General features: G+C 72.4%; 26 protein-coding genes. 18 read left to right on the top strand and 8 right to left on the bottom strand.

Annotated elements, in window-relative coordinates:
• Nucleotides 1-5 precede the first annotated feature (5 nt).
• From OG494_RS16160 to OG494_RS16150, 3 genes are all read left to right on the top strand, one after another.
• The gene (locus OG494_RS16160) at nt 6-833 is read left to right on the top strand and encodes an SCO6745 family protein (protein ID WP_328456481.1); all 828 of its coding nucleotides are present in this window, start codon (nt 6-8) and stop codon (nt 831-833) included.
• Between the two features lie 196 nt (nt 834-1,029).
• A complete protein-coding gene (locus tag OG494_RS16155) occupies nt 1,030-2,166 on the top strand; it encodes an FAD-dependent oxidoreductase (protein WP_328456479.1) in 1,137 nt (378 codons plus the stop codon).
• A gap of 37 nt (nt 2,167-2,203) precedes the next feature.
• Complete coding sequence (locus tag OG494_RS16150) at nt 2,204-3,907, top strand: ArnT family glycosyltransferase (RefSeq protein ID WP_328456477.1); 1,704 nt, start codon at nt 2,204-2,206, stop codon at nt 3,905-3,907.
• 237 nt (nt 3,908-4,144) lie between these two features.
• Here the strand turns inward: OG494_RS16150 and OG494_RS16145 are convergent, their stop codons facing one another.
• A complete protein-coding gene (locus OG494_RS16145; protein ID WP_328456475.1) occupies nt 4,145-4,408 on the bottom strand; it encodes a helix-turn-helix transcriptional regulator in 264 nt (87 codons plus the stop codon).
• An 87-nt stretch (nt 4,409-4,495) separates the two neighbouring features.
• On the opposite strand from OG494_RS16145, the gene map reads away from it, so the two are divergent.
• The 4 genes from map (at nt 4,496) to OG494_RS16125 (ending at nt 8,523) form a co-directional block, all read left to right on the top strand.
• Entirely contained in the window at nt 4,496-5,320 is an 825-nt protein-coding gene (gene map, locus OG494_RS16140; protein ID WP_328456473.1) for a type I methionyl aminopeptidase, read from the top strand.
• A 98-nt stretch (nt 5,321-5,418) separates the two neighbouring features.
• The gene (locus tag OG494_RS16135) at nt 5,419-6,297 is read left to right on the top strand and encodes a cyclase family protein (protein ID WP_328456471.1); all 879 of its coding nucleotides are present in this window, start codon (nt 5,419-5,421) and stop codon (nt 6,295-6,297) included.
• A gap of 663 nt (nt 6,298-6,960) precedes the next feature.
• A complete protein-coding gene (locus tag OG494_RS16130) occupies nt 6,961-7,599 on the top strand; it encodes an HD domain-containing protein (RefSeq protein WP_328456469.1) in 639 nt (212 codons plus the stop codon).
• A 6-nt stretch (nt 7,600-7,605) separates the two neighbouring features.
• Nucleotides 7,606-8,523, top strand: coding sequence for an NADP-dependent oxidoreductase (locus OG494_RS16125; protein ID WP_328456467.1), 918 nt, complete (start codon nt 7,606-7,608; stop codon nt 8,521-8,523).
• A gap of 172 nt (nt 8,524-8,695) precedes the next feature.
• Here OG494_RS16125 and OG494_RS16120 read toward each other — a convergent pair whose 3' ends face one another.
• From OG494_RS16120 to OG494_RS16105, 4 genes are read right to left on the bottom strand one after another with little or no spacing between them, the layout of a single operon-like run.
• The gene (locus tag OG494_RS16120; protein WP_328456465.1) at nt 8,696-11,053 is read right to left on the bottom strand and encodes an aerobic carbon-monoxide dehydrogenase large subunit; all 2,358 of its coding nucleotides are present in this window, start codon (nt 11,051-11,053) and stop codon (nt 8,696-8,698) included.
• Nucleotides 11,050-11,520 (bottom strand): (2Fe-2S)-binding protein, encoded by a 471-nt coding sequence (locus OG494_RS16115; protein WP_328456464.1) that lies wholly within the window; start codon nt 11,518-11,520, stop codon nt 11,050-11,052. The genes OG494_RS16120 and OG494_RS16115 overlap by 4 nt, the downstream gene beginning before the upstream one ends.
• 1 nt (nt 11,521) lies before the next feature.
• The gene (locus OG494_RS16110; RefSeq protein ID WP_328456463.1) at nt 11,522-12,388 is read right to left on the bottom strand and encodes an FAD binding domain-containing protein; all 867 of its coding nucleotides are present in this window, start codon (nt 12,386-12,388) and stop codon (nt 11,522-11,524) included.
• 57 nt (nt 12,389-12,445) lie between these two features.
• Nucleotides 12,446-12,700: a hypothetical protein gene (locus tag OG494_RS16105; protein ID WP_328456461.1), complete on the bottom strand. Its 255-nt coding sequence runs from the start codon at nt 12,698-12,700 to the stop codon at nt 12,446-12,448.
• Nucleotides 12,701-12,825: 125 nt separating this feature from the next.
• Here OG494_RS16105 and OG494_RS16100 point away from each other — a divergent pair, with 125 nt between their 5' ends.
• On the top strand, nt 12,826-13,527 hold the full coding sequence (locus OG494_RS16100) for a helix-turn-helix transcriptional regulator (RefSeq protein WP_328456459.1): 702 nt from the start codon (nt 12,826-12,828) through the stop codon (nt 13,525-13,527).
• A 67-nt stretch (nt 13,528-13,594) separates the two neighbouring features.
• A complete protein-coding gene (locus OG494_RS16095) occupies nt 13,595-14,257 on the top strand; it encodes a hypothetical protein (RefSeq protein WP_328456456.1) in 663 nt (220 codons plus the stop codon).
• Here OG494_RS16095 and OG494_RS16090 read toward each other — a convergent pair.
• Nucleotides 14,251-14,844 (bottom strand): TetR family transcriptional regulator, encoded by a 594-nt coding sequence (locus OG494_RS16090; RefSeq protein WP_328456454.1) that lies wholly within the window; start codon nt 14,842-14,844, stop codon nt 14,251-14,253. The genes OG494_RS16095 and OG494_RS16090 overlap by 7 nt on opposite strands.
• A gap of 98 nt (nt 14,845-14,942) precedes the next feature.
• On the opposite strand from OG494_RS16090, the gene OG494_RS16085 reads away from it, so the two are divergent.
• Both OG494_RS16085 and OG494_RS16080 read left to right on the top strand, forming a co-directional pair.
• Nucleotides 14,943-15,980, top strand: coding sequence for an NAD(P)-dependent alcohol dehydrogenase (locus OG494_RS16085; protein ID WP_328456452.1), 1,038 nt, complete (start codon nt 14,943-14,945; stop codon nt 15,978-15,980).
• Between the two features lie 307 nt (nt 15,981-16,287).
• The gene (locus OG494_RS16080) at nt 16,288-18,162 is read left to right on the top strand and encodes a Calx-beta domain-containing protein (RefSeq protein ID WP_328456450.1); all 1,875 of its coding nucleotides are present in this window, start codon (nt 16,288-16,290) and stop codon (nt 18,160-18,162) included.
• Between the two features lie 48 nt (nt 18,163-18,210).
• On the opposite strand, the gene OG494_RS16075 is transcribed toward OG494_RS16080, so the two are convergent.
• Nucleotides 18,211-18,750, bottom strand: a complete 540-nt coding sequence (locus OG494_RS16075; RefSeq protein WP_328456448.1) for an ester cyclase — start codon at nt 18,748-18,750, stop codon at nt 18,211-18,213.
• A gap of 93 nt (nt 18,751-18,843) precedes the next feature.
• Between OG494_RS16075 and OG494_RS16070 the strand changes: the two genes are divergently transcribed.
• The 6 genes from OG494_RS16070 (at nt 18,844) to OG494_RS16045 (ending at nt 23,969) form a co-directional block, all read left to right on the top strand.
• Nucleotides 18,844-19,518, top strand: coding sequence for a TetR/AcrR family transcriptional regulator C-terminal domain-containing protein (locus OG494_RS16070; RefSeq protein WP_328456446.1), 675 nt, complete (start codon nt 18,844-18,846; stop codon nt 19,516-19,518).
• 169 nt (nt 19,519-19,687) lie between these two features.
• Entirely contained in the window at nt 19,688-20,221 is a 534-nt protein-coding gene (locus OG494_RS16065; RefSeq protein WP_328456444.1) for an EF-hand domain-containing protein, read from the top strand.
• The gene (locus OG494_RS16060) at nt 20,222-21,298 is read left to right on the top strand and encodes an isocitrate/isopropylmalate family dehydrogenase (RefSeq protein WP_328456442.1); all 1,077 of its coding nucleotides are present in this window, start codon (nt 20,222-20,224) and stop codon (nt 21,296-21,298) included. It abuts the gene before it with no gap.
• Nucleotides 21,295-21,966, top strand: coding sequence for a cysteine hydrolase (locus OG494_RS16055; RefSeq protein WP_328456440.1), 672 nt, complete (start codon nt 21,295-21,297; stop codon nt 21,964-21,966). Before OG494_RS16060 ends, OG494_RS16055 begins: the two co-directional genes overlap by 4 nt.
• Nucleotides 21,891-22,796 (top strand): SAM-dependent methyltransferase, encoded by a 906-nt coding sequence (locus OG494_RS16050; RefSeq protein WP_328456438.1) that lies wholly within the window; start codon nt 21,891-21,893, stop codon nt 22,794-22,796. Before OG494_RS16055 ends, OG494_RS16050 begins: the two co-directional genes overlap by 76 nt.
• 240 nt (nt 22,797-23,036) lie before the next feature.
• The gene (locus OG494_RS16045) at nt 23,037-23,969 is read left to right on the top strand and encodes a hypothetical protein (protein WP_328456436.1); all 933 of its coding nucleotides are present in this window, start codon (nt 23,037-23,039) and stop codon (nt 23,967-23,969) included.
• Here the strand turns inward: OG494_RS16045 and OG494_RS16040 are convergent.
• The gene (locus tag OG494_RS16040) at nt 23,854-24,270 is read right to left on the bottom strand and encodes a DUF6892 domain-containing protein (protein WP_328456434.1); all 417 of its coding nucleotides are present in this window, start codon (nt 24,268-24,270) and stop codon (nt 23,854-23,856) included. The genes OG494_RS16045 and OG494_RS16040 overlap by 116 nt on opposite strands.
• Before the next feature lie 73 nt (nt 24,271-24,343).
• Between OG494_RS16040 and OG494_RS16035 the strand changes: the two genes are divergently transcribed.
• Nucleotides 24,344-25,912: a family 43 glycosylhydrolase gene (locus OG494_RS16035; RefSeq protein ID WP_328456432.1), complete on the top strand. Its 1,569-nt coding sequence runs from the start codon at nt 24,344-24,346 to the stop codon at nt 25,910-25,912.
• Nucleotides 25,913-25,920: the final 8 nt, after the last annotated feature.

The raw sequence follows: 25,920 nt of genomic DNA, 5'->3' as shown, positions 1-25,920 counted from the left end.
CCGCCATGACCTCCACCGCCCGCCGGATGTTCGAGCTCCTCGAGCCGATCTGCCTGGTCACCTTCTGCGCCGACGAGTGCAACGAGGAGCAGGCCGCGCTCGGCCACCGCACCTACTGGGACGGCTACTTCGCCGGCCGCGCCGCGGCGCTGGGACGGGTGCCGGCGCAGGTCGTGCACGCGGCGTTCTACAACTTCGCCGACGGCGAGGCCGCGCGGCACATCCCGAGCGCATGGGAGACGATCCCGCCCGAGGCGTCCGTCGCCGCGCGGGAGCGGGGCAGCGCGGCCTCCCTGCGCCGGATCCTCGGCGACGAGGTGGCCGGCTCCCCGGGCCTGGCGCGCGCCGCCGACCTGACCACCAAGGCCGCCACGAGCGCGCCCACCGAGGGCCGGATGATGTACGCCGGGATGCGCACCCTGCCGGTGCCGGGCGACCCCGTGGCCCGGCTGTGGCACTCCGCGACCGTGCTGCGCGAGCACCGCGGTGACGGGCACATCGCCGCGCTGGTCGGCGCGGGCATCGGCGGCACGGAGTCGCACGTGCTCAGCGCGCTGGACCTCGGTATTCACCCGCCGGAGTCGTTCGGGCGCATCCACCACCTGCCGAAGGAGCGGCTGGCCGAGGTGATGGCCGGTTTGCGCGAGCGCGGGCTCGTCGACGCCGACGGCTGGTTCACCGACGCCGGCCGCGAGACCAAGCGCCGCATCGAAGCCCTCACCGACGAGCTCGCCGCCCCGCCGTACGACGCGCTTTCCCCCGCCGAGCTCGACGAGCTGGTCGCCGAGCTCGAACCCCTCGCCGCGACGCTGATGGCCGCGGGTTCGCGGTGACGGGCGTCGACACACGGCCCTGACGGCGTCGACTCACGGCGCTCACGGCGCTGACGGCGTGCGATGCGGGCGCGCCAGACCCGTGCCAGCGCCGTGTGCGTCCCGTGCCAGTGGTCCTCGTCAATCTTGGAACGTAATTCCAACGGCGGCCGCGCCCGGGTTCACCCGGCGGCCGCGAACGGCGAAGGAGCCACCCATGAACACCCCAGTCACGATCACCGGTGCCGGACTCGGCGGCCTCACCCTCGCCCGGGTCCTGCACGTCCACGGCATCGCGTCCACGGTCTACGAGGCCGAGCCGTCGCCGATGGCGCGGATGCAGGGCGGGATGCTCGACATCCACGACTACAACGGGCTGCTCGCCGTCGAGGCGGCCGGCCTGACGGAGGCGTTCCAGGGGCTGGTGCTGGAGGGCCGGCAGGCGATGCGGATCCTCGACCACCAGGGGAACCTCCTGTTCGAGAAGGTCGATGACGGCACGGGTGGCCGCCCCGAGGTGCAGCGCGGCGAGCTGCGCCGGCTGCTGCTCGACGGGCTCCCGGACGGCACGGTCCGGTGGGGCCACAAGGTGAGCGGCACCCGGACCCGCGCCGAAGGCGGCTACGAGGTGACCTTCGCCGACGGCTCCACCGTCGGCGCGGACCTGCTGGTCGGCGCGGACGGCACGTGGTCGCGGGTCCGGTCGCTGGTCACCGGCGCCGTGCCCGAGTACGACGGCACGGCGTTCATCGAGACCTACCTCCACGACGCCGACACCCGGCACCCCGCCACGGCGAAGGCGGTCGGCGGCGGGTCCCTGGCGGCGAACGGGCCCACCCCGGACCGGGCGATCAGCGCCCACCGGGAAACCGGCGACACCCTGCACGCCTACATCGCCCTCACGGAGTCGCTGGACTGGTTCGCCGCGCTCGACTTCGACGATCCGGCCGCGGTCACCGCGCGGATCGCGCGGGAGTTCGACGGCTGGGCCCCGGAGCTCACGGCGCTGATCACCGACGCCGACACCGCGCCGGTCTTCCGCCCGCACTACGCCTTGCCGATCGGGCACCGCTGGGACCGCCTGCCCGGTGTCACCCTCGTCGGTGACGCCGCGCACGTCACGGCCCCGAACGGCGAAGGCGCCAACCTGGCGATGCTGGACGGTGCCGAGCTCGGCCAGGCCCTGGCGGCCCACCCCGGCGACGTCGAAGCCGCGCTCGCGGAGTACGAGGAAGCCATGTTCACCCGCACCGCCACCCCGCTCGACGACGCCGCGCTCATGGAAAGCCTGTTCGACGGCGAACTCCCGCAGAGCCTGCTGGACATGTTCACCGGAGACCAGCGGAAGTCCTGAGCCCGGCGGGCGGGTCGGGCGTGGCAAGCTGGATCGTGTGACGGCCGAGCCGCGGGCTGGTTCTCCGGCGCGGGAGGACTTTCGGGCGTCGTCCTCACCGCGCCGGCCGCCGGGCGCGGCCGAGGTGACCCCGGAGCACCCGCCGCGGGGCCGGTTCGCGCGGTGGGCGTTCGCGCTCGTCGTGGTCGCGCTCCTGGCCGAGCTGGCCGTCGCGATGCTCACGACGGCCGTGGAGCAGTCCCCGACGATCGACGAGCCCGTCTACGTCGGCACGGCCGTGGTCTACCTGCAGCAGCACAGCCTCCGCTACAACCCGGAGCACCCGCCGCTGGGGAAGCTGATCATCGCGACCGGGCTCGTGTTCGCCGACGTGCACCTCGATCCCGCCTTCGCCGGCGACCAGAGCCGGCTCGGCCGGCGCGTGCTGTACGAGTCGGGGAACGATCCGGGACGGCTGATGCTGCTGGCGCGGCTGCCGGTGATGGTGCTGACGCTGTTGTTCGGGCTGGTCGTCTTCCGGTTCGCGCGTGATCTGGCCGGCCCGGCCGGCGGGGTGACGGCCCTCGCGCTGTACGCGTTGTCGCCGGACGTCATCGCGAACGGGTCGCTGGCGACGCTCGACGTGCCGGTGGCCGGTTTTGTGGTGACGTCGGTGTGGCTGTTGTGGCGGGCCCGCCGCCGCCCGGTGTTCTACCTTCCCCTGGCGGGCCTGGCCCTCGGCGCGGCCCTGGCCACGAAGATGAGCGCGCTGGCCGCGGTGCCGGTGGTGCTGCTCCTCGCCGTGCTGTCGGTGCGGCGCGCCCGCCGCACCGGGGACTTCGACGCGGGCCGGTTCGCCGGACCGCTCGTGGCGGTCGCCGGTGTCACGCTGATCGCGACCGCCGTGGTCTGGTTTTCCTATCTCGCCGTGGATCCGCGGCTGCAATGGGAGACGCCGCCGGACCTGCCGGCCGTCCACGGCCTGCGCGTGCTCGTCGACCGGCTGCCGCTGCCCCGGGAGTACCGGGACGGCGTGCACCTCCAGTTCGGCTTCGAAGACCAGGTGTGGGGCGGGTTCCTGTTCGGCACGCGGTATTTCGGCCCGCTCTGGTACTACCTGCCGGCCGCGCTGCTGGTGAAGACGCCGCTGGGGTTGCTGGCGCTCGGGTCGGCCGGTTCCGCCGTGCTGGTGGCGGTTCCCCGGGTGCGCCCGGCGGCACCGTACGTCCTCGTTCCGGCGGCCGTGCTGCTGGCCGCGGCGATGACCGGCAGCCGTGACCTCGGCGTCCGGTACGCGATCTTCGTGCCGATGTTCCTGGCCGTCGCGGCGGCCGGCGTCATCGCGCTACGCCGGCGGTGGGCGTACGTCGCGGCGGCGGTCCTGGTCGTCTTCGCCACGGTCAGCTCGGTGCGGACTTTCCCGTACTACCTGCCGTATGCCAACGAAGCGTTCGGCGGACCGGCGGAGAGCCATCTGCGGTTGCACGACTCGAACGTCGACTGGGGCCAGGACCTGGGCCGGCTCGGGAAGCGCTATCCCCACGAGCGGATCTGGCTCGTGTACAAGGGAAGCGGGGTGCCGGCCGCCTACGGGATCGACGCCGCCGACCCGCTTTCCGTGCCCCCTGACCAGGTTCGCGGGCTGCTCGCGGTGTCGGACTCCGCGATCGTCAAGGCGGACGACCGGTTGCGGGCGCTGATCGACACGAGCGTGCCGATCGACGACGTCGGCCACTCCATCACGATCTACCGCCGCCCGTAGCCCGCGACCCGTGTCGCGCGCCCGAGGTTCGCCGACAGCGGCCCGGCGGCGCGCCCTCTCCGCTGTCGGCGAATTCGTGGCGAGGCACCGGTAGCCGGTCTGCCGCGGCTCGTCGTGAGTGTTCAGGGCGGTTCTAACCGCCCTGAACACTCACGACCGCTTGCGGCACCGCGGAGGCGGAACCGACACCGGAGCTTCGGCGAGCGAGTCCGTGCCGGCGTCGGACAAGCCGCGACCTTAGGAGACGGCTTCCAGGTCGGCGCCGCGCCAGGTGGCGGCCAGCTCCTGGACCGGCATGGCGAGCGCCTCGCCGAGGCGGACGATCGTGCCGAAGCCGGGGGAGGGCAGCCGGCCGGTCTCGATCTTGCGCAGCGTCTCCGGCGAGATCCCGGCCGCCCGCGCGACGTCCGCGAGCTCGCGGACGGCGCGCGCGTGGCGCAGCAGGACACCGAGCCGCCGGCCGGCTTCGAGCTGGTCGGGCGTGAGCGGTTGACGGACCATGCCCCGAGGGTAGGACTGGTATTACTATACCGGCAAGTGCTAAGGTTCCGGTATAACTATACCAACCCCTGTGACGTGAGGTTTTTCGTGATCGAACTGAAGACGCCCGCGGAGATCGAGCGCATGCACGTGGCCGGGCGTTTTGTCGCCGAGGTGCTCACCGAGGTCGGCCGGCTCGCCGATGTCGGCGTCAACCTCATGGACCTGGAGCACCACGTGCGCGGCATGATCGAGCGCCGCGGCGCGGAGTCGTGCTACTGGGACTACGCGCCGTCCTTCGGCAAGGGCCCGTTCCGCAACGTCATCTGCCTCTCGGTCAACGACGCCGTCCTGCACGGCCTGCCCCACGACTACGTCCTGCGCGACGGGGACGTGCTCAGCGCGGACATCGCGGTCGGTATCGACGGCTGGGTGGCGGACTCGGCGCGCACGGTCATCGTCGGCACCCCGGCCGAGGAGGACCTGCGGATCATCCGCGCCACCGAGGAAGCGCTGGAGGCGGCGATCGAGGTCGCGCGCCCGGGCAACCGCCTGGGCGACATCTCGGCGGCGATCTACGCGGTGGCGTGCGACTACGGCTACCCGGTCAACACCGAGTTCGGCGGGCACGGCATCGGCCGCACCATGCACGAGGACCTCCACGTCTCCAACAAGGGCCAGGCGGGCCGCGGCATGAAGCTCCGGCCGGGCCTGACCCTCGCGCTCGAACCGTGGTTCGCGCGCACGACCGACAAGATCGTCTACGACCCCGACGGCTGGACCATCCGCTCGGCGGACGGCTCGCGCACGGCCCACTCCGAGCACACGGTGGCCGTCACCGAGGACGCCCCCCTGGTGCTCACCCGGCGTGCACCCGAAACCCCGGCGGCCCGGGACGACACCGCCGGCCGGGTGTCCACAAAGGACGCCTGACGCGGCACGGCGCCGGCCGTGATCGATCGAGTACGGTGGATCACGACGCGGCGGCCGGTGGCCGCCGCCCGGTGATCGTGACGAGAAGGGCCCCCTCCATGGCCGACCCGGCTGACCCCGACCTGCCGGACAACTGGGGCCGCTGGGGCACCGGCGACGAACTGGGCACGCTCAACCTCATCACCGACGAGGTGCGCGCGACGGCCGCCACCGAGGTGCGGACGGGCCGGTGGGTGTCGCTGGCGCTGCCGATCACGCCGAACCCGATGGTCAGCGGCCCGTTCGCACCCACGACGGTGGACGTCTCGCCGGTGCAGCAGCTGATGTCGCACACCGGGGTGGGCGTGGCGGCCGACGTGATGCTGGTGACGAACCACCACGCGAAGTCGACGCACCTCGACGCGCTGGCGCACTGGTCGACCGACGACCGGGTCTACCCGGGCCGCCCGCGGGCCGAGGTCGTGACCGCCGGCGGGGTCACGCACGCGTCGACGTCGGCGTTCGCCGCCGGGATCGTGACGCGCGGCGTCCTGCTCGACCTGGCCGTCGAGGGACCCCTGCCGCCGGGGTACGCGGTGACGTCGCAGGACTTCGAGCAAGCCGAGCGGCGCCAGGGCGTCGAAGTGCGGCCGGGTGACGCGCTGGTCGTCCGGCTCGGCTGGCCGGCCACCCCGGTCCCCGGCACGCCGACCCCGGGCATCAGCGTCGACGCGGTGCGCTGGATGCACGACCGCGGGGTCGCCCTCTGCGCCCCCGACCGGGGCGACGCCAACCCGCCGCTGGACCCGGCCGGGCCGTCCCCGCTGCACGGCGTCGGGCTGGGTCGGCTGGCGATGCCGCTGATCGACGCGGTCGGGCTCGACGACCTCGCGGCACTGTGCGCGGAGCTGCAGCGCTACAGCTTCCTGCTCACCGTCGCCCCGCCGCGCATCCACGGCCTGACCGGTATCCCGGTCAACCCCATCGCCCTGTTCTGACCGGACGAACGGACTTCGAAGACCCGGCTCGGCCGGACGCCTCGTGGAGGGCGGCGGCAATGTCGTCGACACCGCGGACGGCTGTTCCGCGTTCGTGCCCGGCACCTCCGGCAGCGAGTCCGAGACGCCGTCCTGCTGCCGCATCAAACCTCGTGATGCGGCAGCCGGGCGAGCGTGAGATCGCGCCCGTCCTCACCGAAGCGGTATCGCCGCTGTGCTGTACCTCGCGCTGGCCAGTGGCTCCCTGACCGGTAAGTACCGCAAGATCGGCGGGCTCCGCACCGGCAAACACCGCCGGGACAAGCGGAGCTTCGGCGGGGCGGCCCGCCGGCCGGTACTTCTCCGCGGCCGGGCTCGCCGTCGAGGAGATCGCGACCGCCCGCGGCGTCGCGATGGCGACGGTGGCGATCGCCTGGCTGCGTGACCGCCCGTGCGGTCGAGCAGCTCCCGGCGTTGCCGGCTTAGGCGACGCCGGATCCCACCGCGGCCGAGAAGGCCGCGCCGGACCGGGTTTCCGCCCAGGCGGGTCGAGGCACCATGGTGCCGTCCGTGTCCTGATCCGAGGGGTTCCTGGCCGTCCGGGGACGGTCGCGAGCGGGCGCGGGTCGGCAGGATGGGAGCCGGACACCCCGTCCGGCCACCACGAGTGAAGGCGCGGCAACCATGTCAGAGATCATCGCGGGGGTGGCGGTTCCCGAAACGGCGGCGGTCGCCGAGGCGACCCGGCTCGCCCGGGAGACGACCAGCCCGCTGCTCTACCACCACTCCCGCCGCGTGTACTTCTTCGGCCGGATCCACGCGCTCCGGCTCGGCGTGGCACCGGACCCGGAACTGCTCTACCTGGCGGCCATGTTCCACGACGCCGGTCTCCTGACGCCGTTCTCCGCCGCGGAGCAGCGGTTCGAGGTCGACGGCGCCGACCACGGGCGCCGGTTCCTGCTCGACCACGGGTTCTCCGCGGCGGCCGCGGAAACGGTGTGGACGGCGATCGCCCTGCACACGACCCCGGGCATCCCCGGCCGGATGGGCCCGGAGATCGCCACCACGCACTTCGGCGTGCTGACCGACGTGCTCGGCTTCGGCCTGGACGGGCTGGACCCCGATCAGGTGGCGGAAATCGTCGCCGCGCACCCGCGGGGCGAGTTCAAGAAGGACTTCCTGAGCACCTACCTCGACGGGCTCAAGAGCCGCCCGGAGACGACCAACGGAACCGTGAACTCCGATGTGCTGGCGCATTTCGTCCCCGGTTTCCGGCGCACGACGACCGTCGAGCGCGTCCTCGCTTCGGCGTGGCCGAGCTGATCCGCCGTGCGCGCCCTCACCGTACGGGACCGTGACGCCGGACCCACCCTGACCGACCTGCCGTACCCCCACGCCGCCGAAAACGACGTCATCGTGCGCGTCCACGCCGCCGGCTTCACACCGGGCGAGCTCGACTGGCCCGCCACCTGGACCGACCGCGCGGGCCGCGACCGCACGCCCAGCGTGCCCGGGCACGAGGTGGCCGGAGTCGTCGCCGAACTGGGCTACGGCACCACCGGCCTCACCGTCGGCCAGCGGGTGTTCGGCCTCGTCGACTGGACCCGCGACGGTTCCCTCGCCGAGTACACGGCGGTGGAGGCGCGCAACCTCGCCCCGCTGGCCGCGGACATCGACTACCCGGTCGCCGCGGCCCTGCCGATCTCCGGACTGACGGCGTGGCAAGGACTCTTCGACCACGGCGGCCTCACCACGGGTCAGACCGTCCTGGTCCACGGCGCGGCCGGCGGCGTCGGATCGATCGCCGTCCAGCTCGCCCGCGAGATCGGCGCCCGCGTCATCGGCACCGGCCGGGCCGCCGACCGCGACGTCGTGCTGGACCTCGGCGCACACGCCTTCCTGGACCTGGCCACCGATCCCTGGACGGACGCCGGTGAGGTCGACGTGGTCTTCGACGTCATCGGCGGCGACGTCCTCGAGCGATCGGCCGCCCTGGTCCGCCCGGGCGGCACCCTCGTGACCATCGCGGCGCCACCCACGGCGTCGCCGAAGGACGGGCGCGCGGTCTTCTTCGTGGTCGAACCCGACCGCGCCCGGCTGGCGGACCTGGCCCAGCGGTTGCGGGACGGCCGCCTCCGCCTCCTGATCGGCGACGTCCGCCCGCTGGCCGAGGCGGCGGAGGCGTTCACCCACCACCGGCGCACCCGCGGCAAGACGATCATCCAGGTCGCGGCGGATGGTTCGTGATCGTGGCCCGCGTGGTGGTTTCCCGGGCCGCGCAGAGGGAACGCCGCGCCTCGGTTCCTGGCGGCACCGACTACACCCTGACGGCGGGGGATTCGCGGTACTTTCCCGCCGGCACAGCGCATTCCTGCGTGAACGACGGTGCCGAGCCGGGCGAACACCACGTCGCCCGGCCTCAGGTGATCGCCAGGTCCGGCCGAAGTGGCCGGCCCCGCATCGCGCACCACACCGCCGCCGGCGTCAGCGGCATGTCCGCGTGCCGCACGCCGTACGGCCGCAGCGCGTCGACGACGGCGTTGACCACCGCGGCGGGGGAGCCGACCGTCGCGGATTCGCCGATGCCCTTGGCGCCGATCGGGTGATGTGGGGACGGCGTGCACGTCTCGCCGAGCTCCCACGACGGGCACTCCAAGGCCGTCGGCAGCAGGTAGTCCATGAAGGACCCGCCGAGGTGGTTGCCGTCGTCGTCGAACGCGATCAGCTCCATCAACGCCATCCCGATCCCGTCGGCGAGGCCGCGGTGCACCTGGCCGGCCACGACCGCCGGGTTGATCCGCACGCCGCAGTCGTCGACCGCGACGAACCGGCGCACCCGCACCTGGCCGGTGCCGGGATCGACGTCCACCACACAGATGTACGCGCCGAACGGGTAGGTCAGGCTCGGCGGGTTGTACACACAGGACGCGTCGAGCTGGCCTTCGACGCCTTCGGGCAGCGCCAGGTCGGAGTGCGCGGCGCGGGCGATCTCGCGCATCGCGGCACCCTGGTCCGGCACGCCGCGGACGAACCAGCGGCCGGGCTCCCACTCCAGGTCGTCCGGGCTGACCTCGAGCATCGCCGAGGCGACGAGCCGCGCGCGTGCCCGCACCTTCCGCGCGACCAGCACGGTGGCCGCGCCGGACACCGGCGTCGAGCGCGAACCGTAGGTGCCGAGACCGAACGGCGTGGCGTCGGTGTCGCCCTGCACGACCTCGACCTCGTCGGTCGGGATGCCCAGCTCGTGCGCGACGATCTGGGCGAACGTCGTCTCGTGGCCCTGGCCCTGGGACATGCACGACAGCCGCAGCACGGCCGACCCGCTCGGGTGCACGCGCAGCTCGGCGCCGTCGGCCATGCCGAGGCCCATGATGTCCATGTGCTCGCGCGGGCCGGCGCCGACGGCTTCGGTGAAGAAGCTCAGCCCGATGCCCATCAGCTCGCCGCGTTCGCGCTTCTCCTTCTGCTCACGGCGCAGGTCGTCGTAGCCCGCCATCTCCTTGGCCAGCGCCAAAGCCGCGGGATAGTCGCCGGAGTCGTACTCCCAGCCGGTCGCGCAGGTGTACGGGAACTGCCCCGGCCGCAGCAAGTTCCGCTCCCGCAGCTCCGCCGGGTCGACGCCGAGGTCGTAGGCGAGCACGTCCATCATCCGCTCGACCAGGTACACGGCTTCGGTGATGCGGAAGGAACACGCGTACGCCACGCCGCCGGGCGCCTTGTTCGTGTGGACGCCGGTGACCGCGCAGTGCGCCGCGGGCAGGTCGTAGGAACCGGTGAAGACCTGGAAGAACCCGGCCGGGAACTTGGACGGCTGCGCGGTGCCGTTGAACGCGCCGTGGTCGGCCAGCACCCGCACGCGCAGGCCGAGCAGCTTCCCGTCGCGCGTCGCCGCGATCTCGCCGTGCATGTGGTAATCGCGGGCGAACGACGTGCTCATCAGATTTTCCGAGCGGTCCTCGACCCACTTGACCGGCCGCCCGGTGCGCATCGTGGCCGCGACCGCGCACAGGTAACCGGGGTACATGCCCACCTTGTTGCCGAAGCCGCCGCCGATGTCCTGGGCGACGATCCGGATCTTGTACTCGGGCAGGCCGGTGATCATCGAGTAGAGCAGCCGGTGCGCGTGCGGCGCCTGCGCGGTGGCCCAGACGGTCAGCTTGCCGGTGACCGGGTCCAGCTCGGCGACCGCGCCGCAGGTCTCCATCGGCGCCGGGTGCACGCGCGGGTAGAGCATGTCCTGCGTGGCGACGACGTCCGCGCGCGCGAAGGCGTCGTCGGTCGCCTCGGCGTCACCGCACTCCCAGTCGAAGATCCGGTTGTCCGTACGGCCTTCGACGTCGTCGCGGATCAGCGCGGCATCGGCGTCGAGGGCGGTCCGCGCGTCGGCGACCACCGGCAGCGGCTCGTACTCGACGTCGATCAGCTCCAGCGCGTCCCTCGCGGCGTACCGGTCTTCGGCGACGACGAACGCGACTTCCTGGCCCTGGAACCGGACCTTGTCGGTGGCCAGCACGGCCTGGACGTCGTGGGACAGCGTCGGCATCCACGCCATGCCGCGCTCGGCCAGCATCGCGCCGGTGATGACGGCCCGGACCTTCGGGTGCGCCTCGGCGGCACTGGTGTCGATCGCGACGATCCGGGCGTGCGCGTGCGGGCTGCGCAGGATCGCGCCGTGCAGCATGCCGGGCCGGGTGACGTCGTCGAGGAACGTGCCGCGGCCGCGGACGAACCGCCCGTCCTCCTTGCGGCGCACGGAACCGTGGCCGTTCGCGGTCACGCTTCACCGTCCGGGTGCTCGGCGGCCCAGCGGACCGCGCGGACGATGTTCTCGTAACCCGTGCAGCGGCACAGCTGCCCGGAAATGGCCTCGCGGATGGTGTCTTCGTCGGGATCGGGGTCGCGGTCGAGCAGCCAGCGCGCGGTCATCAGCATCGCCGGGGTGCAGAACCCGCACTGGACGCCGTGGCAGGCGACGAACCCCTGCTGCACCGGGTCGAGCCGCGGGCCGTCGGCGAGGTCCTCGACGGTCCGGACGCGCTTGCCGTCGGCCATCGCCGCGAGCACCGTGCACGACTTGACCGGCAGCCCGTCGAGCCAGACCACGCAGGTGCCGCAGTTGGAGGTGTCGCAGCCCCAGTGCGTGCCGGTGAGGCCGAGGTCGTCGCGCAGGAAGTGCACCAGCAGCAGGCGCGGCTCGACGCTGCGCCGGTACGGCTCGTCGTTGACGGTCACGGTGATCTCCACGTCACCCCGCCCGCCGCGCGTGGGCCCGGTGCAGCGCCCGGCTGGTCAGCTGCGCGACCAGATGCCGCTTGTAGTCGACGGGTCCGCGCTGGTCGGCGGCGGGGGAGCAGTGCGCGGCGGCGATCGTCCCGGCTTCGCCGAACCGCACCGGCGTCGCCGGGCCGCCCCGCAGGAAGTCCTCCGCCTCCGCGGCGACGAAGTTCGACGCGCCGACGGCGGTGAGACCGAGCCCTGCTTCGACGATGACACCGCCGTCGAGCCGCAGCGACGCGCCGGCCGCGGCGATGGCCCAGTCGCCGGCCCGCCGGCCGACCTTCGTGTACGCGCTCCCGGTGCCGTCGCGGATCGGCACCCGCAGCTGCACCAGCAGCTCACCCGGCCCGACGGCGGTCTCGTACGGCCCGGTGAAGAACTCCCGCACCGGCACCACCCGCGTCCCGGTCACGCCTTCGACGACGGCCTCGGCCCGGACGGCGGTGAACGCGGCCGAGAGGTCCTCGGACGGATCGGCCTGGCACAACGAGCCGCCGACGGTCCCGCGGTTGCGCACGATCGGGTCCGCGACCACGCGTTCGGCGTCGTGCAGGATCGGGAACAGCCGCCCGGCTTCGGCCGAATCGAGCAGTTCGGCGTGCCGCACGAGGGCCCCGATCCGCAGCTGCCCGCCGGCGACTTCGATCCGGGACAGCTCACTGAGCTCGTTGATGTCGACCAGGGCTTCGGGCCGCGCCAGCCGGAGTTTCATCATCGGGATGAGGCTGTGCCCGCCGGCGATCACCCGGCCCTCGGGGCCGTACTTGGCCAGCAGCTCGAGGGCGTGCCCGACACTGGTGGCCCGTTCGTACTCGAACTGCGCCGGCACCTGCATGACCGCCGATCGTTCCCGTCGGGTGCGCGGTCCGCAACAGTGGATTAAGGGAACGCTTCAGACGTCGGCGCGGGCCTGCGTCCACCGCAGTGCCTGGTGCCACTCCGCGATCAGCGCTTCGTCGTCGGCGAAGGTCGGCGCCTCGCCCACCGGGATCCACGTCTGCTCGACCAGTTCGCCGTCTTCGACGCGCTGGACCGTGATTCCGGCGTACTTCACCACCTCACGCTTCACCACCTCACGGCCGATCTCGGCCGGAGCGGAGACCGCGCGGGTGCCCAGCCGCAGCCGCACCTGTCGTTCGCCCGTCACCGACCACCCTCCCCGTCATTCTCGACAGTGCTGTCGCGAACGGGCCGGGATCTGTAACAGCCCGGGCCGGTGGCCTGCGCTGAGCGGCGGGAACCAGCCGGTGGACGGCAGTTAGATTAGCTGTCGTGAATCGCACTGAACGCCTTTACGCCCTCGTGGAGGAACTTCGCGCCGTTTCGCCGAGGCCGCGCAGTGCGACCTGGCTGGCGCGCCGGTTCGAAGTCAGCGCCCGCACCGTCGAACGGGACCTCGACGCGCTGCGGGAGTCCGGTGTCGCCATCCGGAGCGACACCGGGCGCAACGGCGGTTACCGCCTGGACCGCGAGCGCACCCTCCCGCCCGTGACGCTGACCGCGCGGGAGGCGCTGGCGATCAGCGTCGCGCTGCGGGCCGCGTCGGCCACGCCGTTCGCGGACGCGGCGCGCCGGGCCGCGCAGAAGGTCCTGGCCGTGCTGCCGCCCGACGTGCGCCGCCGGGAGGACGCGCTGGCCGCGCGCGTGCACCGCGTCGGCCCGCACCCCGACCTCCCGGTGATCCGCGGCGTGGTGGCGGACACCGTCGAGGACGCCGTCGTGTCGAGCCGGGTGCTGCACCTGACCTACACCGACCGGGCGGGAGCGACCTCCGAGCGCGACGTCGAGCCGATGGGCCTGCTGTGGGGGCCGCACGGCTGGTACGTCGTCGCCTGGTGCCGCTTGCGCGACGGCGTCCGCGGGTTCCAGCTGCACCGCGTCACCGCCGTCGAACCGACCGGCGAGCGGTTCCGCCCGCGCGAGGCCGAATGGGCCGCGGAATTGGACCGGCTGGACGCCGAAGCCCTGCGGTGAAAGGCGCGGAAATGTGACGCCGAACACCGACAGGACGGTGTCGCGCTCCACCGGAATGGTGGCGGACATGGAAAACAACGAAGAACGGATGCGGCAGTGGTGCCGCATGTGGAACGAGGACCCCGCGCTGGCGCACGACCTGATGAGCCCCGCCTGCGTGCAGTGGTCCGGGCAGACGCCGGGCCTCGACAGCGTGCTCGGGCCGGCGGAGCAGGTGCGGTTCCTCGACGGCTACCGCGCGAAGCACGTCAACATCTTCCGCCCACGGGTGCTCGCCGACGGCGGTGACCACTTCGCCTACCTGTGGGACGTGGACAAGGCCGACGGCCGGAAGCTGACCGGCTTCGACGTCAACATCCTGCGCGGGGACCGGATCGCGGAGAACTGGACGTTCGCGGGGGAGCGGCGCGACACCGCACCCGACCCGGCGTACACCGCCGAAGACGACCTGGACAAGGTCCTCGACGGCTGGCTCCGGTGGCGCGCCGGCGATCAGGTGGACGTGCTCACCGGGGACTTCGGGTTCTTCTCCGGCGCGGCCGGACCGCTCGCGCGGCCCGAACCCGCGGTGCTGACGCCGCACCGCGAGCCGATCGTCGATCCCGGCCGGGGCACCATCGCGTTCTTGTGGACCGGCCCCGCGGCGAGCGGCGCCGACCTGCTGTCGGTGCGCGACGGCCGGGTCGCCCGGGCCTGGTCGCTGACCGGGACCCGCTCCTTCCGTTACTGACCTTCGGGCGCGACGGCGCGCCGGACGCTCTCCCGCAGGAGCGTCCGGCGCTGTTCGTGCACTTCGGACGGTTCCTCGTCGGTGGCGGCGTAGACGTTGCTGACCGGCGACCACGCCATGGACATCGCGATCACCACGGCCATCAGGTCGAACGGGTCCCCGGCCCGGACCCGCCCGGCGGCCTGCGCGTCGGCGATGGCGCCGAGCTTGGCGGCGTCGAGGCGGTCGGCGTCGGCGACGAGGTGCCCGGCGGGGCGCCGCTCGAGGCGGACCCAGGTGGCCAGCCGGATCAGGTCGGGCCGGCGGAGGTACTCGTCGTACAGGCGCACGGCCCAGTCCGCGAGGTCGACGGCGTCGATCGGGACGCCGTCGCGGATCGAGCCCATCGCGTCCAGGAAGATCGTGTCGAACAGCTCTTCCTTGCTGCCGAAGTAGCCGTAGAGCTGCGCCTTGTTGGTGCGGGCCGCGGCCACGATCCGCTCGACGCGCGCGCCGGCCAGGCCGTACCGCGCGAACTCCTGGGTCGCCACGTCGATGATGCGCTGCCTCGTCGCGGCGCCGCGCGAGGTCAGGGGCTTGTCGGCCATGCCGCCCACGATAACAACAGACCAGTCTGTTTGCCGGATCGCCGAGCCTCGGCTACGGTCAAATAGACCGAACAGTCTGTTTGTTTGAGGAGTGAGCCATGAGGACGACCGTGGGCTGGCAGGCCGACCGCACCGGGGACGCGCTGCGGCGGGTGCCGCTCGAACGCCGTGATCTGCGGGCGGACGACGTCGCCGTGCGGGTGGACTACTGCGGGGTCTGCCACAGCGACCTCCACGCCCTGCACCGCGCCGGCCGGGAGACGCCGCTGGTGCCCGGCCACGAGTTCACCGGCGTGGTGACCGAAGCGGGCAGTGGCGTCACGCGATTCGCCGTCGGGGACGCCGTCGCGGTGGGCAACATCGTGGACTCGTGCGGCGTCTGCCCGATGTGCCGGCGGGGGCAGGAGAACTTCTGCCACGAGTTCCCGACCCTGACCTACGACGGCACCGACCGCCACGACGGCACCCCCACGCTGGGCGGCTACGCCCGCGAGTACGTCGTCGGCGAGGGGTTCGCCTACCCGCTGCCCGCGGGACTCGACCCCGCGGCGGCGGCGCCGTTGCTCTGCGCCGGAATCACCGTCTGGGAGCCGCTCCGGGCCCTCGGCGTCGGTCCGGGGACGCGCGTCGCCGTGGCCGGGCTCGGCGGCCTCGGGCACCTCGCGGTCAAGCTCGCCGTCGCGCTCGGCGCCGAGACCACGGTCCTCAGCCGGACCGCCGACAAGGCCGGGGGCGCCCGCCGCCTCGGCGCCCACGATCTGATCGTGTCCACCGACGAGGCGCGGTTGTCCGCGGCCCGGGACCGGTTCGACGTCGTCGTCGACACCATCGCGGTGCCCCACGACCTCGGCCCGTACCTGAAACTGGTCGCCCTCGACGGCACCCTGAGCGTCGTCGGGCACCTGGGCCCGGTCACGGTGTCGATGACGGATCTGCTCGTCGGCCGCAAGAAGCTGGGCTCCGCGGGCAGTGGCGGCCGCCCGGCGACCGCCGCGATGCTGGAGTTCTGCGCCGCGCACGACGTCACCGCCGACGTCGAGGTGGTCCCGTCGAAGCAGGTGAACGACGTTCTCGAGCGGCTCGGCCGCAACGACGTCCGGTACCGCTTCGTGCTCGACCTGGCCGACCTTTCCTAGCCGGTTCACTGCGGCATTCGGGTCATTCTTCTCCGTTCCGGTGAGAAAAACCGGTGGTTTCCGGCGGCCGATCGACCACGCGTTGTGCAGAGAACCGGGACCGGCGTCGCACTGGAGTGTGACGGTTTCCGGCCGCCCTCGAGGAGACGGTCCGGCCAGTACCCCTTTGAGTAGCGCGAATTCCCGGTGATCGCCCATTGAGCGCCTTGACTGCGCGCTCCGGGTGAAGCGCGGGCGAAGTGCTAACGAAGTCGGCGGTTTTCCGTCTTTCCCAGGCCAGGCACCGGAAAATCTCGAAAGGGAAGTCATGTCCCGAAGATCAGTGTTCGTCGCCTTGACGGCCGTCACGGCGTTGCTCGCCCCGACCGCGGTCGCCGCCGCGGCGCCGCCCGGCGTCGATCCGGCCACCGTCGACCTCACGCTCGACGCGGGGAAGAGCGCCACCGTGACCAAGCACGTGACGACGTCGGCCGTGCCGCCGAACCCCGACCTGGTGCTGCTCGCCGACACCACGGGCAGCATGGGCGCCGCCATCGGCAACGTGCGCGCGAACGCCAACACCATCACCGGCGACGTGCTCGCCGCGCAGCCGACCGCGCAGTTCGGCGTCGCCGAGTACAAGGACTTCACCGACCCCTTCGCGTTCCGCGTCAACACGGGCATCACCGGTGACCAGGCGGCGATCCAGGCCGGCACGAACCAATGGGTCGCCTCCGGCGGCGGCGACGGCCCGGAAGCCGACCTCAACGCCCTCTACGAGCTGGCCACCGGTGCGGTCACCTTCCGCCCGGACGGCACGCGCATCGTCGCCTGGTTCGGCGACGCGCCGTCGCACGACCCGAGCGGCGGGCACAACCTGGCCCAGACCATCGACGCGCTCAAGGCGGCGAAAATCCGCGTCGTCGCGGTCAACGTGGGCGCGCTCGACCTCGACGGGCAGGCTAGCGCGATCACGTCGGCCACCGGCGGCGTGCTGCTCAACAACGTGCCCTCGAGCGCGGTGTCGCAGGCCATCCTCGACGGCATCAAGTCCATCGAGGTCACGGTGACCCCGCAGGTCACCACGTGCGACCCGCAGCTCACGGTCACCAACGCGCCCACGAGCGTCAAGGTGCCCAGTGGTGACGTCGCCACCTTCACCGAGACGGTGGCCGCCGCGGGCAACGCCGCGCCGGGGACCTACCACTGCACCGTCGACTACCTGGTCGACGGCGTCTCGCGGGGCTACGTGGAGACGACGACCGTGCGGGTGCTCGGCTTGAGCGTCAACGACGTCACGGTCGCCGAAGGATCCGGCGGCGCTCCGGTGCCGGCGACCTTCACCGTGTCGCTGCTCGGCGGGGCCAGCCCGAACCCGGTGACCGTCCACTACGCCACCGCCGACGGCACGGCGAGCGCGCCGGCGGACTACGCGGCGGCGAGCGGCGACGTCACCTTCGCGCCCGGTGAGACGGCCAAGCCGGTGACCGTGCCGGTCAACCCGGACACGGTCGACGAGCCGGACGAGACGTTCACGGTGACGCTGTCGGCGCCGGTCGGCGCGGGCCTGGTCGACCCGACCGGGATCGGCACGATCACCGACGACGACCGGGACGGCGCGTTCTCCTGCACCGGCACCGCCGCGAACGTCATCGGCATCACCGCGGGGGTCGCCAACCCGGCGGACCTGCCTTGCGCCGACGACAGCCAGACCGTGCTGGGCGCGACGCTCAACGCGGGCCTGATCAAGGTGGAGACCAAGACGCTGACCGCGTCGACGGACGTCACGCCGGACAACCAGTCGGCGGCCCCGGCCGCCGGTGACCACGCGCAGGCCACCGCCAAGATCGACAAGACGGTGATCAGCACGCTCGGGCTGACCATCGAGCTGGGCGTGATCCAGTCGCAGGCGTCGGCGACCTGCCAGCCGGCCACGGGCGGTCTCGCCCCGGCGCTGGCGGGCAGTTCGAACGTCGCCTCGCTGAAGATCAACGGCCTCGCGGTCACGGTCGGCTCGGCTCCGCTGACCATCCCGCTGGTCATCGGTTCGCTGAAGCTGAACGGCCAGACCGTGGTGAACGGCGTCGTGAAGCAGCAGGCGGTCGCGCTGGACACGGCGCTCGCCAAGATCGTGCTCGCGGAGTCCCAGGCCGACGTGCACGGAACCACCGCCCACCCCGCCGGCAACCCCTGCCGGCGCTGACCAGGTGAAGTGAGCGGGGGCGGCCGGTGAACCGGCCGCCCCCGCTTTTCAGCCGAGCAGCCGGGGATCCGGCTCGCCGCCGGCCTCGCCCAACGCGCCGAAGACCGCGCGCACCAACGTGGCCAGGTCCTTCGGGTTCTTCTTGTCCAGCCCGCCCAGCAGCTGTTTCAGCACGGTCAGCTGGTCGAAGTAGACGCGCTCGGTGACCAGGTTCTCCTGCTCGTCGAAGACGAAGTACGCCGTCATCCGGGTGCGGTGCCGGCTACCGGTCGGCGGGATCTTGCCCAGCGGGCCGAGGTGGGTCCCCTTCAGCCAGAACTCGACGACCACGGCGTCGGCCGTGTGGCGCAGGGCGATGATCTCGTGGTCCTGGTCGGGGAAGGCGACGCGGGTGTCGTGGTAGTAGCCGCGGACCTCACCGTCGCCGTCGTGGACCGTCATCGACGCGATCAGCTCGTAGTGCGGGTGGGGGAACGTCTCCAGCACGTCGTCCCAGGCCTGGCGCACCTCGTCGTGGAAGTGGTCGAGGACGAGCTTCTCGCGAGCGCGCAGCACGTCTTCCGGCGGCAGGGTGTAGGCGGTCGTCATCCGGGGTCCTCAAGTCTTGGTGGGATAAAACCTACGCTGTAGGTATGTACGGACGGTAGACCTACGCTGTAGGTTTTGTCCAGGAGGTGCGGGATGGACACCGAGACGGACCCGCCGCGGCGCGGCCGGCCCCGGCGGGGGCGGGAACCGTTGTCACGGCCGCGGATCGTCGACGCGGCGATGGCGCTCGCCGAGGCCGAAGGTGTCGAACGGCTGACCATGCGCGGCGTCGCCAAGCGCCTCGGCGTCGATGCGATGAGCCTCTACAACCACGTCGCGAACCGGGACGCGCTGCTCGACGCGATCACCGAGGCGGTGCTGGCGGGCCTGCGCCTGCCGGCCCCGAGCGGCGACCTCGACGCCGACGTCCGGGCGGTCGCCCGCGCCTTCCGGCGCACCGCGCTGCGGCACCCGCGCTGCGCGCCGCTCGTGCTGACCCGCCAGCTCGACGCGCCCGCCGCGCTCGGGCCGACCGAGGCGGTGCTGGCCGTCCTCGACCGGGCCGGGTTCCCGCCGGACCGTGCCGTGCGCGCGCTGCGGACGTCGCTGGCCTTCCTGGTCGGCTCGCTGCTGCGGGAGGTGTCCGCGGGACCGGCGTTCAGCGGCGCCGACGTCGAAGGCGCCGGGCGGCGCGAAACCGAGCTGACGGCGTCCGGGTTGCCGCACGTCGTGGCGGCGGCGCCGCACCTGGCGGTCTGCGACCACGACGCCGAATTCGAGTTCGGCGTCGACGCTCTGGTCGCCGCGCTGGCGGCCGTCCGCGGCTGAGCATCACCGTGCGTGCCGGGGCGTGCCCCGGCCGGGACGAACGGTGCGGCACCCCGGTGAAAACGCGGCGGAATGGCGATTCCACACCTTGGGGTGAAACGGATTCACGGACCGGTCGGCCGGGCGCAAACTGCTCGGGGAACAATCCCGACGGAAAGGTCATAAATCGATGGGTGCCACCGCGGTCGACCGGATCAAGCTCGTTTTCACCCTCTTCGACGTCGACCGGAACGGCTATCTCGAAGAACAGGACTTCTCGACGATGGCCGACCGCGTGCTGCAGGCGGCCCAAGGCTCCGGCGCCGCGGCGAAGCAGGCGATGGAAGCGGCCTTCCACCGGTACTGGACGACCCTGGAGCGGGAACTCGACGCGAACCACGACGGCAGGGTGAGCTTCGAGGAGTACGCGGCCTGCGTGCTGTCGCCGGAACGGTTCGACGCCACCGTGACGGACTTCGCGCAATCCCTGGCCGCACTGGGGGATCCGGACGGTGACGGGATGATCGAACGCCCGCTGTTCGTCGCCCTGATGACGGCGATCGGCTTCGACCGCGACAACATCGACGCCCTCTTCGACGCCTTCGGGCCGTCGGCCGGCGATCGCGTCCGGGTGCCGGTCTGGACCGAGGCGATCAAGGACTACTACAGCCCGGACAAGGTCGGCATCACCGGTGACCACCTGGTCGCGAACGTGGCCGGCTGAATGGGCGCGCACCGCGCGCGGCCGGTCGTCGGGCTGGCGGTCGGCCGGGGCACGGGTCCGGAACTGGCGGACGTCTTCGAAACCGTGCTGACCCGAATCGGCCTGCGCCACTCGACCGAAATCGAAATGGTGCGCTCGCCCCGGCTGTACCATTCCTATTTCACCCTGAAGGACGAGGGCGAAACCGAGCGGATCCGCCGGCTCACCGAGGAGGATGCCGGCCACTACGGACAGTTCTGCCGGGAACAGGCGCGGGCGGGGGTTTCGGCGATCTTCCGCACGGCGATCAACGCCCAGTCGCTCTACCTGGTCCGGGAGCGGCTGCAGGCGGTCAAGGTCGACCCGATCACGCCGGCCCTGCTGCTGGTCCGGGACCAGGCCCAGGGCTTCTACACCGGCGAAAACGCGCACACGCCGGGCACGGTGACCCGCACGACGGTGTTCAGCAAGGAGATCACCGAGAAGGTGATCGTCTTCGCGCTGCGCCGGGCCTGGGCGCAGTGGCCCGACGACGGACCCGCCCGGATCGTCCTGGCGTACAAGTTCCACCTGCTGGACGGCGCGCTCGGCGAATGGGTCGGCGAGATCGCCGCGCGGCTCGGCGTGACGGTCGAGCTCTGCCAGCCGGACACGGTGAACCGCAACCTGATCGAGCACGGCCTCACCCCGCGCACGCTGGTCGTCGCCGGCAACGAATGGGCCGACATCATGCACGTCGTGCTGCTCGACGCGTTCGGCGGCGAACGCCAGGAACGCCGTTACACCGAGAACGTCCTCCTGCACCCGGACGTCGACGGCCTGGTCGAGTACCAGACCGTGCACGGCTCGGCCGACGACCTCGCCGGGACCGGCCGGGTCAACCCGACGGCCACGATCCGGGCCGCCGCGGCCGTCGCCGAACGGCACGCCGGCTGCCCGGGCGCCATCGCGGCGACCGAAGAGGCGCTGGCCACGGTCCTCGCCCGCGGCGTCGGCACGCCGGACGTCGGCGGCCGGCACTCGACCACGGAGGTCGTGGCCGAGGTGCTGGCCGCGCTGGACCCCGCCGCCGACCGGGTGCCGGTGGCGGGCGCGTGAAGACCGCCTTGGTCGTGGTGGACCTGCAGAACGACTTCTGCGCCGGGCCCGTGGTCGCGGCCCGGTACCGCGGCGAACCGGGGACGCTGGAGCGGGTCACCACGAACGCCGCGCGCGCCGTCGACCTCGCGCGGCGCGCCGGCACCGAGGTCGCTTTCGTGCGCTTCCTCGGCGACGTCGAGCACCAGCGGCCGAGCTGGCGGCGGCGCGACCGGGTGCTGGGCAAACAGCCGAAGTGCCTGGCCGGCTCGTGGGGTGCGGAGTTCCACAAGGTCGCGCCCGCGCCCGGAGAGCGCGTCTTCACCAAGCACGCCTGCTTCGACGCCTTCCTGTCCCACGGCTTCGGGCAGTACCTGCGCCGGCGCCGGATCGGGCACCTCGTCCTCGCCGGCGTCTACGCCGACGTCTGCGTGGACTCGACGGCGAGAACGGCGTTCCAGAAGGGTTTCCACCTCACGGTCCTGACCGACTGCACGACCGCCCTGCACCGGTCCGACGAGGAAACCCTGCGGTTCATGGAACTCGTCTACGGGGCGAGGACGACCACCCACGACCGGCCCGCGTCGTGGACCCGATTCGCGGAGGAGGACGAGTGGTCACCACCCGAGGCACACAAGACATCGAGGGCATCGAGGGCATCGAAAGCGGCGTCGGCCGGACCGCGCTGATGGTCGCCGCGGCCCGGGCGATCGAGGCGACCCGGCCGGATTCCCTGGCGCACGACGGGTTCGCGCGGCACTTCGTCCGGGCGGCGCGGGCGTCGGGGGAGTGGCCGGTGCACTGGCACGACGTCCCCGGCGGCGCGGCGAACCCGTTGTGGGGCCGGCTCGGGCGGTACTTCGGCCTGCGCACCCGGGTCCTCGACGACTTCCTGCTCGGCGCGGTGCGCGCCGGTGCCGGGCAGGTGGTCCTGCTGGGCGCCGGGCTGGACTCGCGGGCCTTCCGGCTCGCCTGGCCGGCCGGCTGCCCGGTGTTCGAGCTCGACCGGCCGGACGTGCTGGCGTTCAAGCGGCAGGTCCTGGACGACCTCGGCGCGACGGCGACCGCGGCCCGCACGACGGTCGCGGTGGACCTGTGCGCGGACTGGGCCGGTCCGTTGCGTGACGCGGGATTCGACCCGGACGTCCCGACGGCGTGGCTGGCCGAGGGCCTGCTGCTCTACCTGCCCGCCGACGCCGAGCGACGGCTCGTCTCAACGGTGGACCAGCTTGCCGCACCCGGAAGCTGCCTGGCGTACGAGGTGAAACTCGGCGTGGAACACCCGGGCGGCCCGATCTACCGCAGCGCGAAGGACCAGATCGGCGTGGACCTGACCGCGCTGTTCGACGCCGAACCCCGTCCGGACTCCGCGGGCGCGCTGCGCGCCCGCGGCTGGGAGACGTCGGTGCGCACCCCGTTCGACTTCGCGGCGGAGCACGACGCGGACCTCGTGCCGGAACACCAGGACGCGCTGGCGAGCAACCGCTGGACCTTCGCGGGCAAGCCGGTGCGCCGGTGAGGGAGTGGGTGAACCGGTGGCGGGCGCGGTCCGTGCTGTGGTGAGGGAGTAGTGGTGGCGCACCGGCGACGTCGAGGTCGTCCGGGTCCGTCGCCGGTCGGCGCGGCCGCTGGGCGGTCAGAGGCCGACCGGCGGGGATCCGGCGGGCAACCCCGGCTTTTCGCGGACAACCGGCGCGATGATCCCGGCCCGAGGCCTGACGTAGACTCCCGCCGGTGGTGAGGGCTGGGAGGCTTTCGGTTGGTCGTGCGTGAACCGGCGTTGCCGGTGGATCCGAGGCTGCCGGGCGAGCCGTCGTTCGCCGAGGTGACCGCCGCGCGGACGTGGCTGGCGCGGCACGGGGTCGAAGTCGGGTTGCCCACCCGGCTGATCGCGCTGCGCGTCGGCACCCGTGAATGGCTCAGGCGGCCGACCGTGTTCGCCGTGCTGGTCGTCTGCTTGGTCTTCTGGCCCGGCTTGAGCGCGCCGCGGGAGCTGGAGCTGCTCCGGCCGTTGCTGGTCGGCGTGGTGCTGGCCGCGTTGTTCGTGATGCGGTGGCGGCAGGTGCAGACGCGCGAAGAGCTCGCCGAGGGCCTGGCCGGCACCGGCGCACCGCCGCCGTGGAGTGCGGCGGCGCGGCAGGTCGGCTGGTGGTACCTGGCCGCGACGGTGATCACGTTCGGCGGGGGCGCTGTCCTGTGCGCCACGCAGTTCCTCGCCGAACCGGCCGCGCCCCTGGACGCCGGGGCCCGCACGCTCGGGCTGGCGGCCGGGGCCGGGGCGACGGCGCTGGTCCTCGGCCGGGTGCTGCGTGCGCCGGTCATCGCGGAGGACGCCGCGTCGCGCGCGGTCGACGGCGTGCTGCGCGCCCAGGACGCCCACCGGTTCGCCCCGTCGGCCCTGTACTTCCTCGCCGTGTGGCCCGCCGGGATGGACCTGTCCCACCTCGGCGCGCAGGGCTGTTTCGCGTTGTCCTACCTCGTGCTCGCCGCCGGCACGCAGCTGATCGGCTGGCTGCGCTTCCGCCGCCGGTTCCGGCGGCTGCCCGCGGGTTACTACGGCGACGCGGACCGCTCGGTCAGTCCGCGGCGACACCGCGCGAGCGAAGGACCTCCCGCAACCGCGGGCCGAGGAACTCCGAGCCCACGACACGCCGCAGGTTCGGCAGCAGGGCGAGATCGTCGAGCGAGCTGACGTCGTACAGCTCGTCTTCACCGTCCCAGATCGGCGAGCACTCCTGGTACACCTGCAGCCCGCCGTCCATGACCAGCTTCTCCACGGTGGCCAGGAGCCCGGCGTCGATTTCGAGCGACTCGAAGTACCCGCGCGCCTCCGGGACCACCTGGTGGGCGAGCCCGCGCCGGTAGGTGTGCTCCCAGGTGTCCGTCACGCCCAGGACGTCGGCGATGCGGAACGCGGGCGTCAGCGTCTTGTCGGTGTACATCAGCTGCTCGACGACGATCAGCTTGAAATTGAAGTCGGTGAACGCGGTCATGGGGGCAATCTATGGGCTAACGTGGTCGGGCGAGCGACTTGAAACGTTTCATGTCCGCAAGGAGGCCGGCACGATGACAGGCTCCCCGGGATTGCGCGCACTCCGGTCCGTGATCACCCTCGTGCTGGCCGCCGTAATGGCGGTGACGCTGTCCGCGCCCGCCGAGGCGCGCGCGTTCACCACGACCGTCACCAACTTCGACGCGCAGGGCCACCAGGTCGTCCGGTTCGACACCCGGGGCGACGCGGTCGACGCGCACGACGGCGAGATCGCCTTCTTCGGCGGCACGTACTACCTCTACGGCACCAGCTACGACTGCGGTTTCGCCTGGCAGGCAACGAGTTCGCCGTTCTGCGGCTTCAAGGTCTACACCTCGCCGGACCTGGTGCACTGGACCGACCGGGGCCGGCTGTTCGACGCCACCGGCGTCTGGCAGACCCGCTGCAACGGCGCCACCTACGGCTGCTTCCGGCCGCACGTCGGCTACGACGCGGCCACCCGCAAGTACGTGCTCTGGGTCAACGTCTACGACAACAGCGTCGGCTTCCGGGTCCTCACCGCCGCGAACCCGGCCGGGCCGTTCACCGAAGCCCCGGTGCCGACCCTTGCGGTCAACAACAACGCCCCGGCCGGCGGGGTCAACAACGGCGACCACGACGTCTTCGTCGACACCGACGGCGCCGCGTACCTCGCCTACACCGACTGGCGGGCAGGCGGTGACATCGTCGTGGAGCGCCTCGCCGCGGACTACCTGACCGGCACCGGCGGCTACGCCCGCCTCGGCCAGAGCCAGACCGAAGCACCCGCCCTCTTCAAGCGCGGCAGCGTCTACTACCTGACCTACTCCGACCCGAACTGCGGCTACTGCGCGGGCACCGGCACGTCGTACCGGACGGCGTCGAACCCGCTGGGGCCGTGGTCGGCGCCGGTGAAGATCAGCCCGGACTCCTGCGGCGGGCAGCCGGCGTTCGTCTCGGCGATCCCGACGACGTCGGGCACCGCCTACGTCTACGCCAGCGACCTCTGGAACAACGGGCAGCGCAACGAAGCCCTCGCGAACTACTACTGGGCGCCCCTCGAGTTCACCGCCACCGGCGCGATCGCCCCGATGACCTGCCGGAACTCCTTCACCCTGGACCTCGCCACCGGCTCGGCCGGGCACCAGGACCCGCCGCCCGGCGTGGACCAGGCCGACGGCGTCACCGGCTTCCGGACCTACTGCGACGTCGGTTCCGGCGTCGCCCGGTTCCAGACGTTCGTCCCGAGCCGCAGCGGCACGCTGACCGCCGTCTCGTACACGAGCTTCCAGGCCGGAAACCCCAACGCGGGCCTCGAAATCAGCGTCTACCAGGCGACGGACGCGTTCCAGCCGACCGGTGCCGCGCTGAACTCGGTCGTCGTGCCGGCGACGTCGATCGGGTGGTCCCCGCGCGAGGTCACGGTGGCGCCGGACATCGCCGTCACCGCCGGGAAACGCTACGGGCTGCTGGTCCGCTCGGCGACCACCACCGGCTGCTACGGCCTGGAGTACAACGACTCCAGCCCCTACCCGGGTGGCGGCGAGGCCTACAGCGACGACCACGGCTCGACGTTCCGCGCGGAGGCGGCCCGGTCCCTGAAGTTCTCCACCAGCGTCGGCTGAGCGTGAGA

It is taken from the genome of Amycolatopsis sp. NBC_00438 (assembly GCF_036026695.1).
In the GTDB taxonomy this organism is placed as follows: Bacteria; Actinomycetota; Actinomycetes; order Mycobacteriales; family Pseudonocardiaceae; genus Amycolatopsis.
This window is presented reverse-complemented; position numbering and strand designations above follow the sequence as displayed.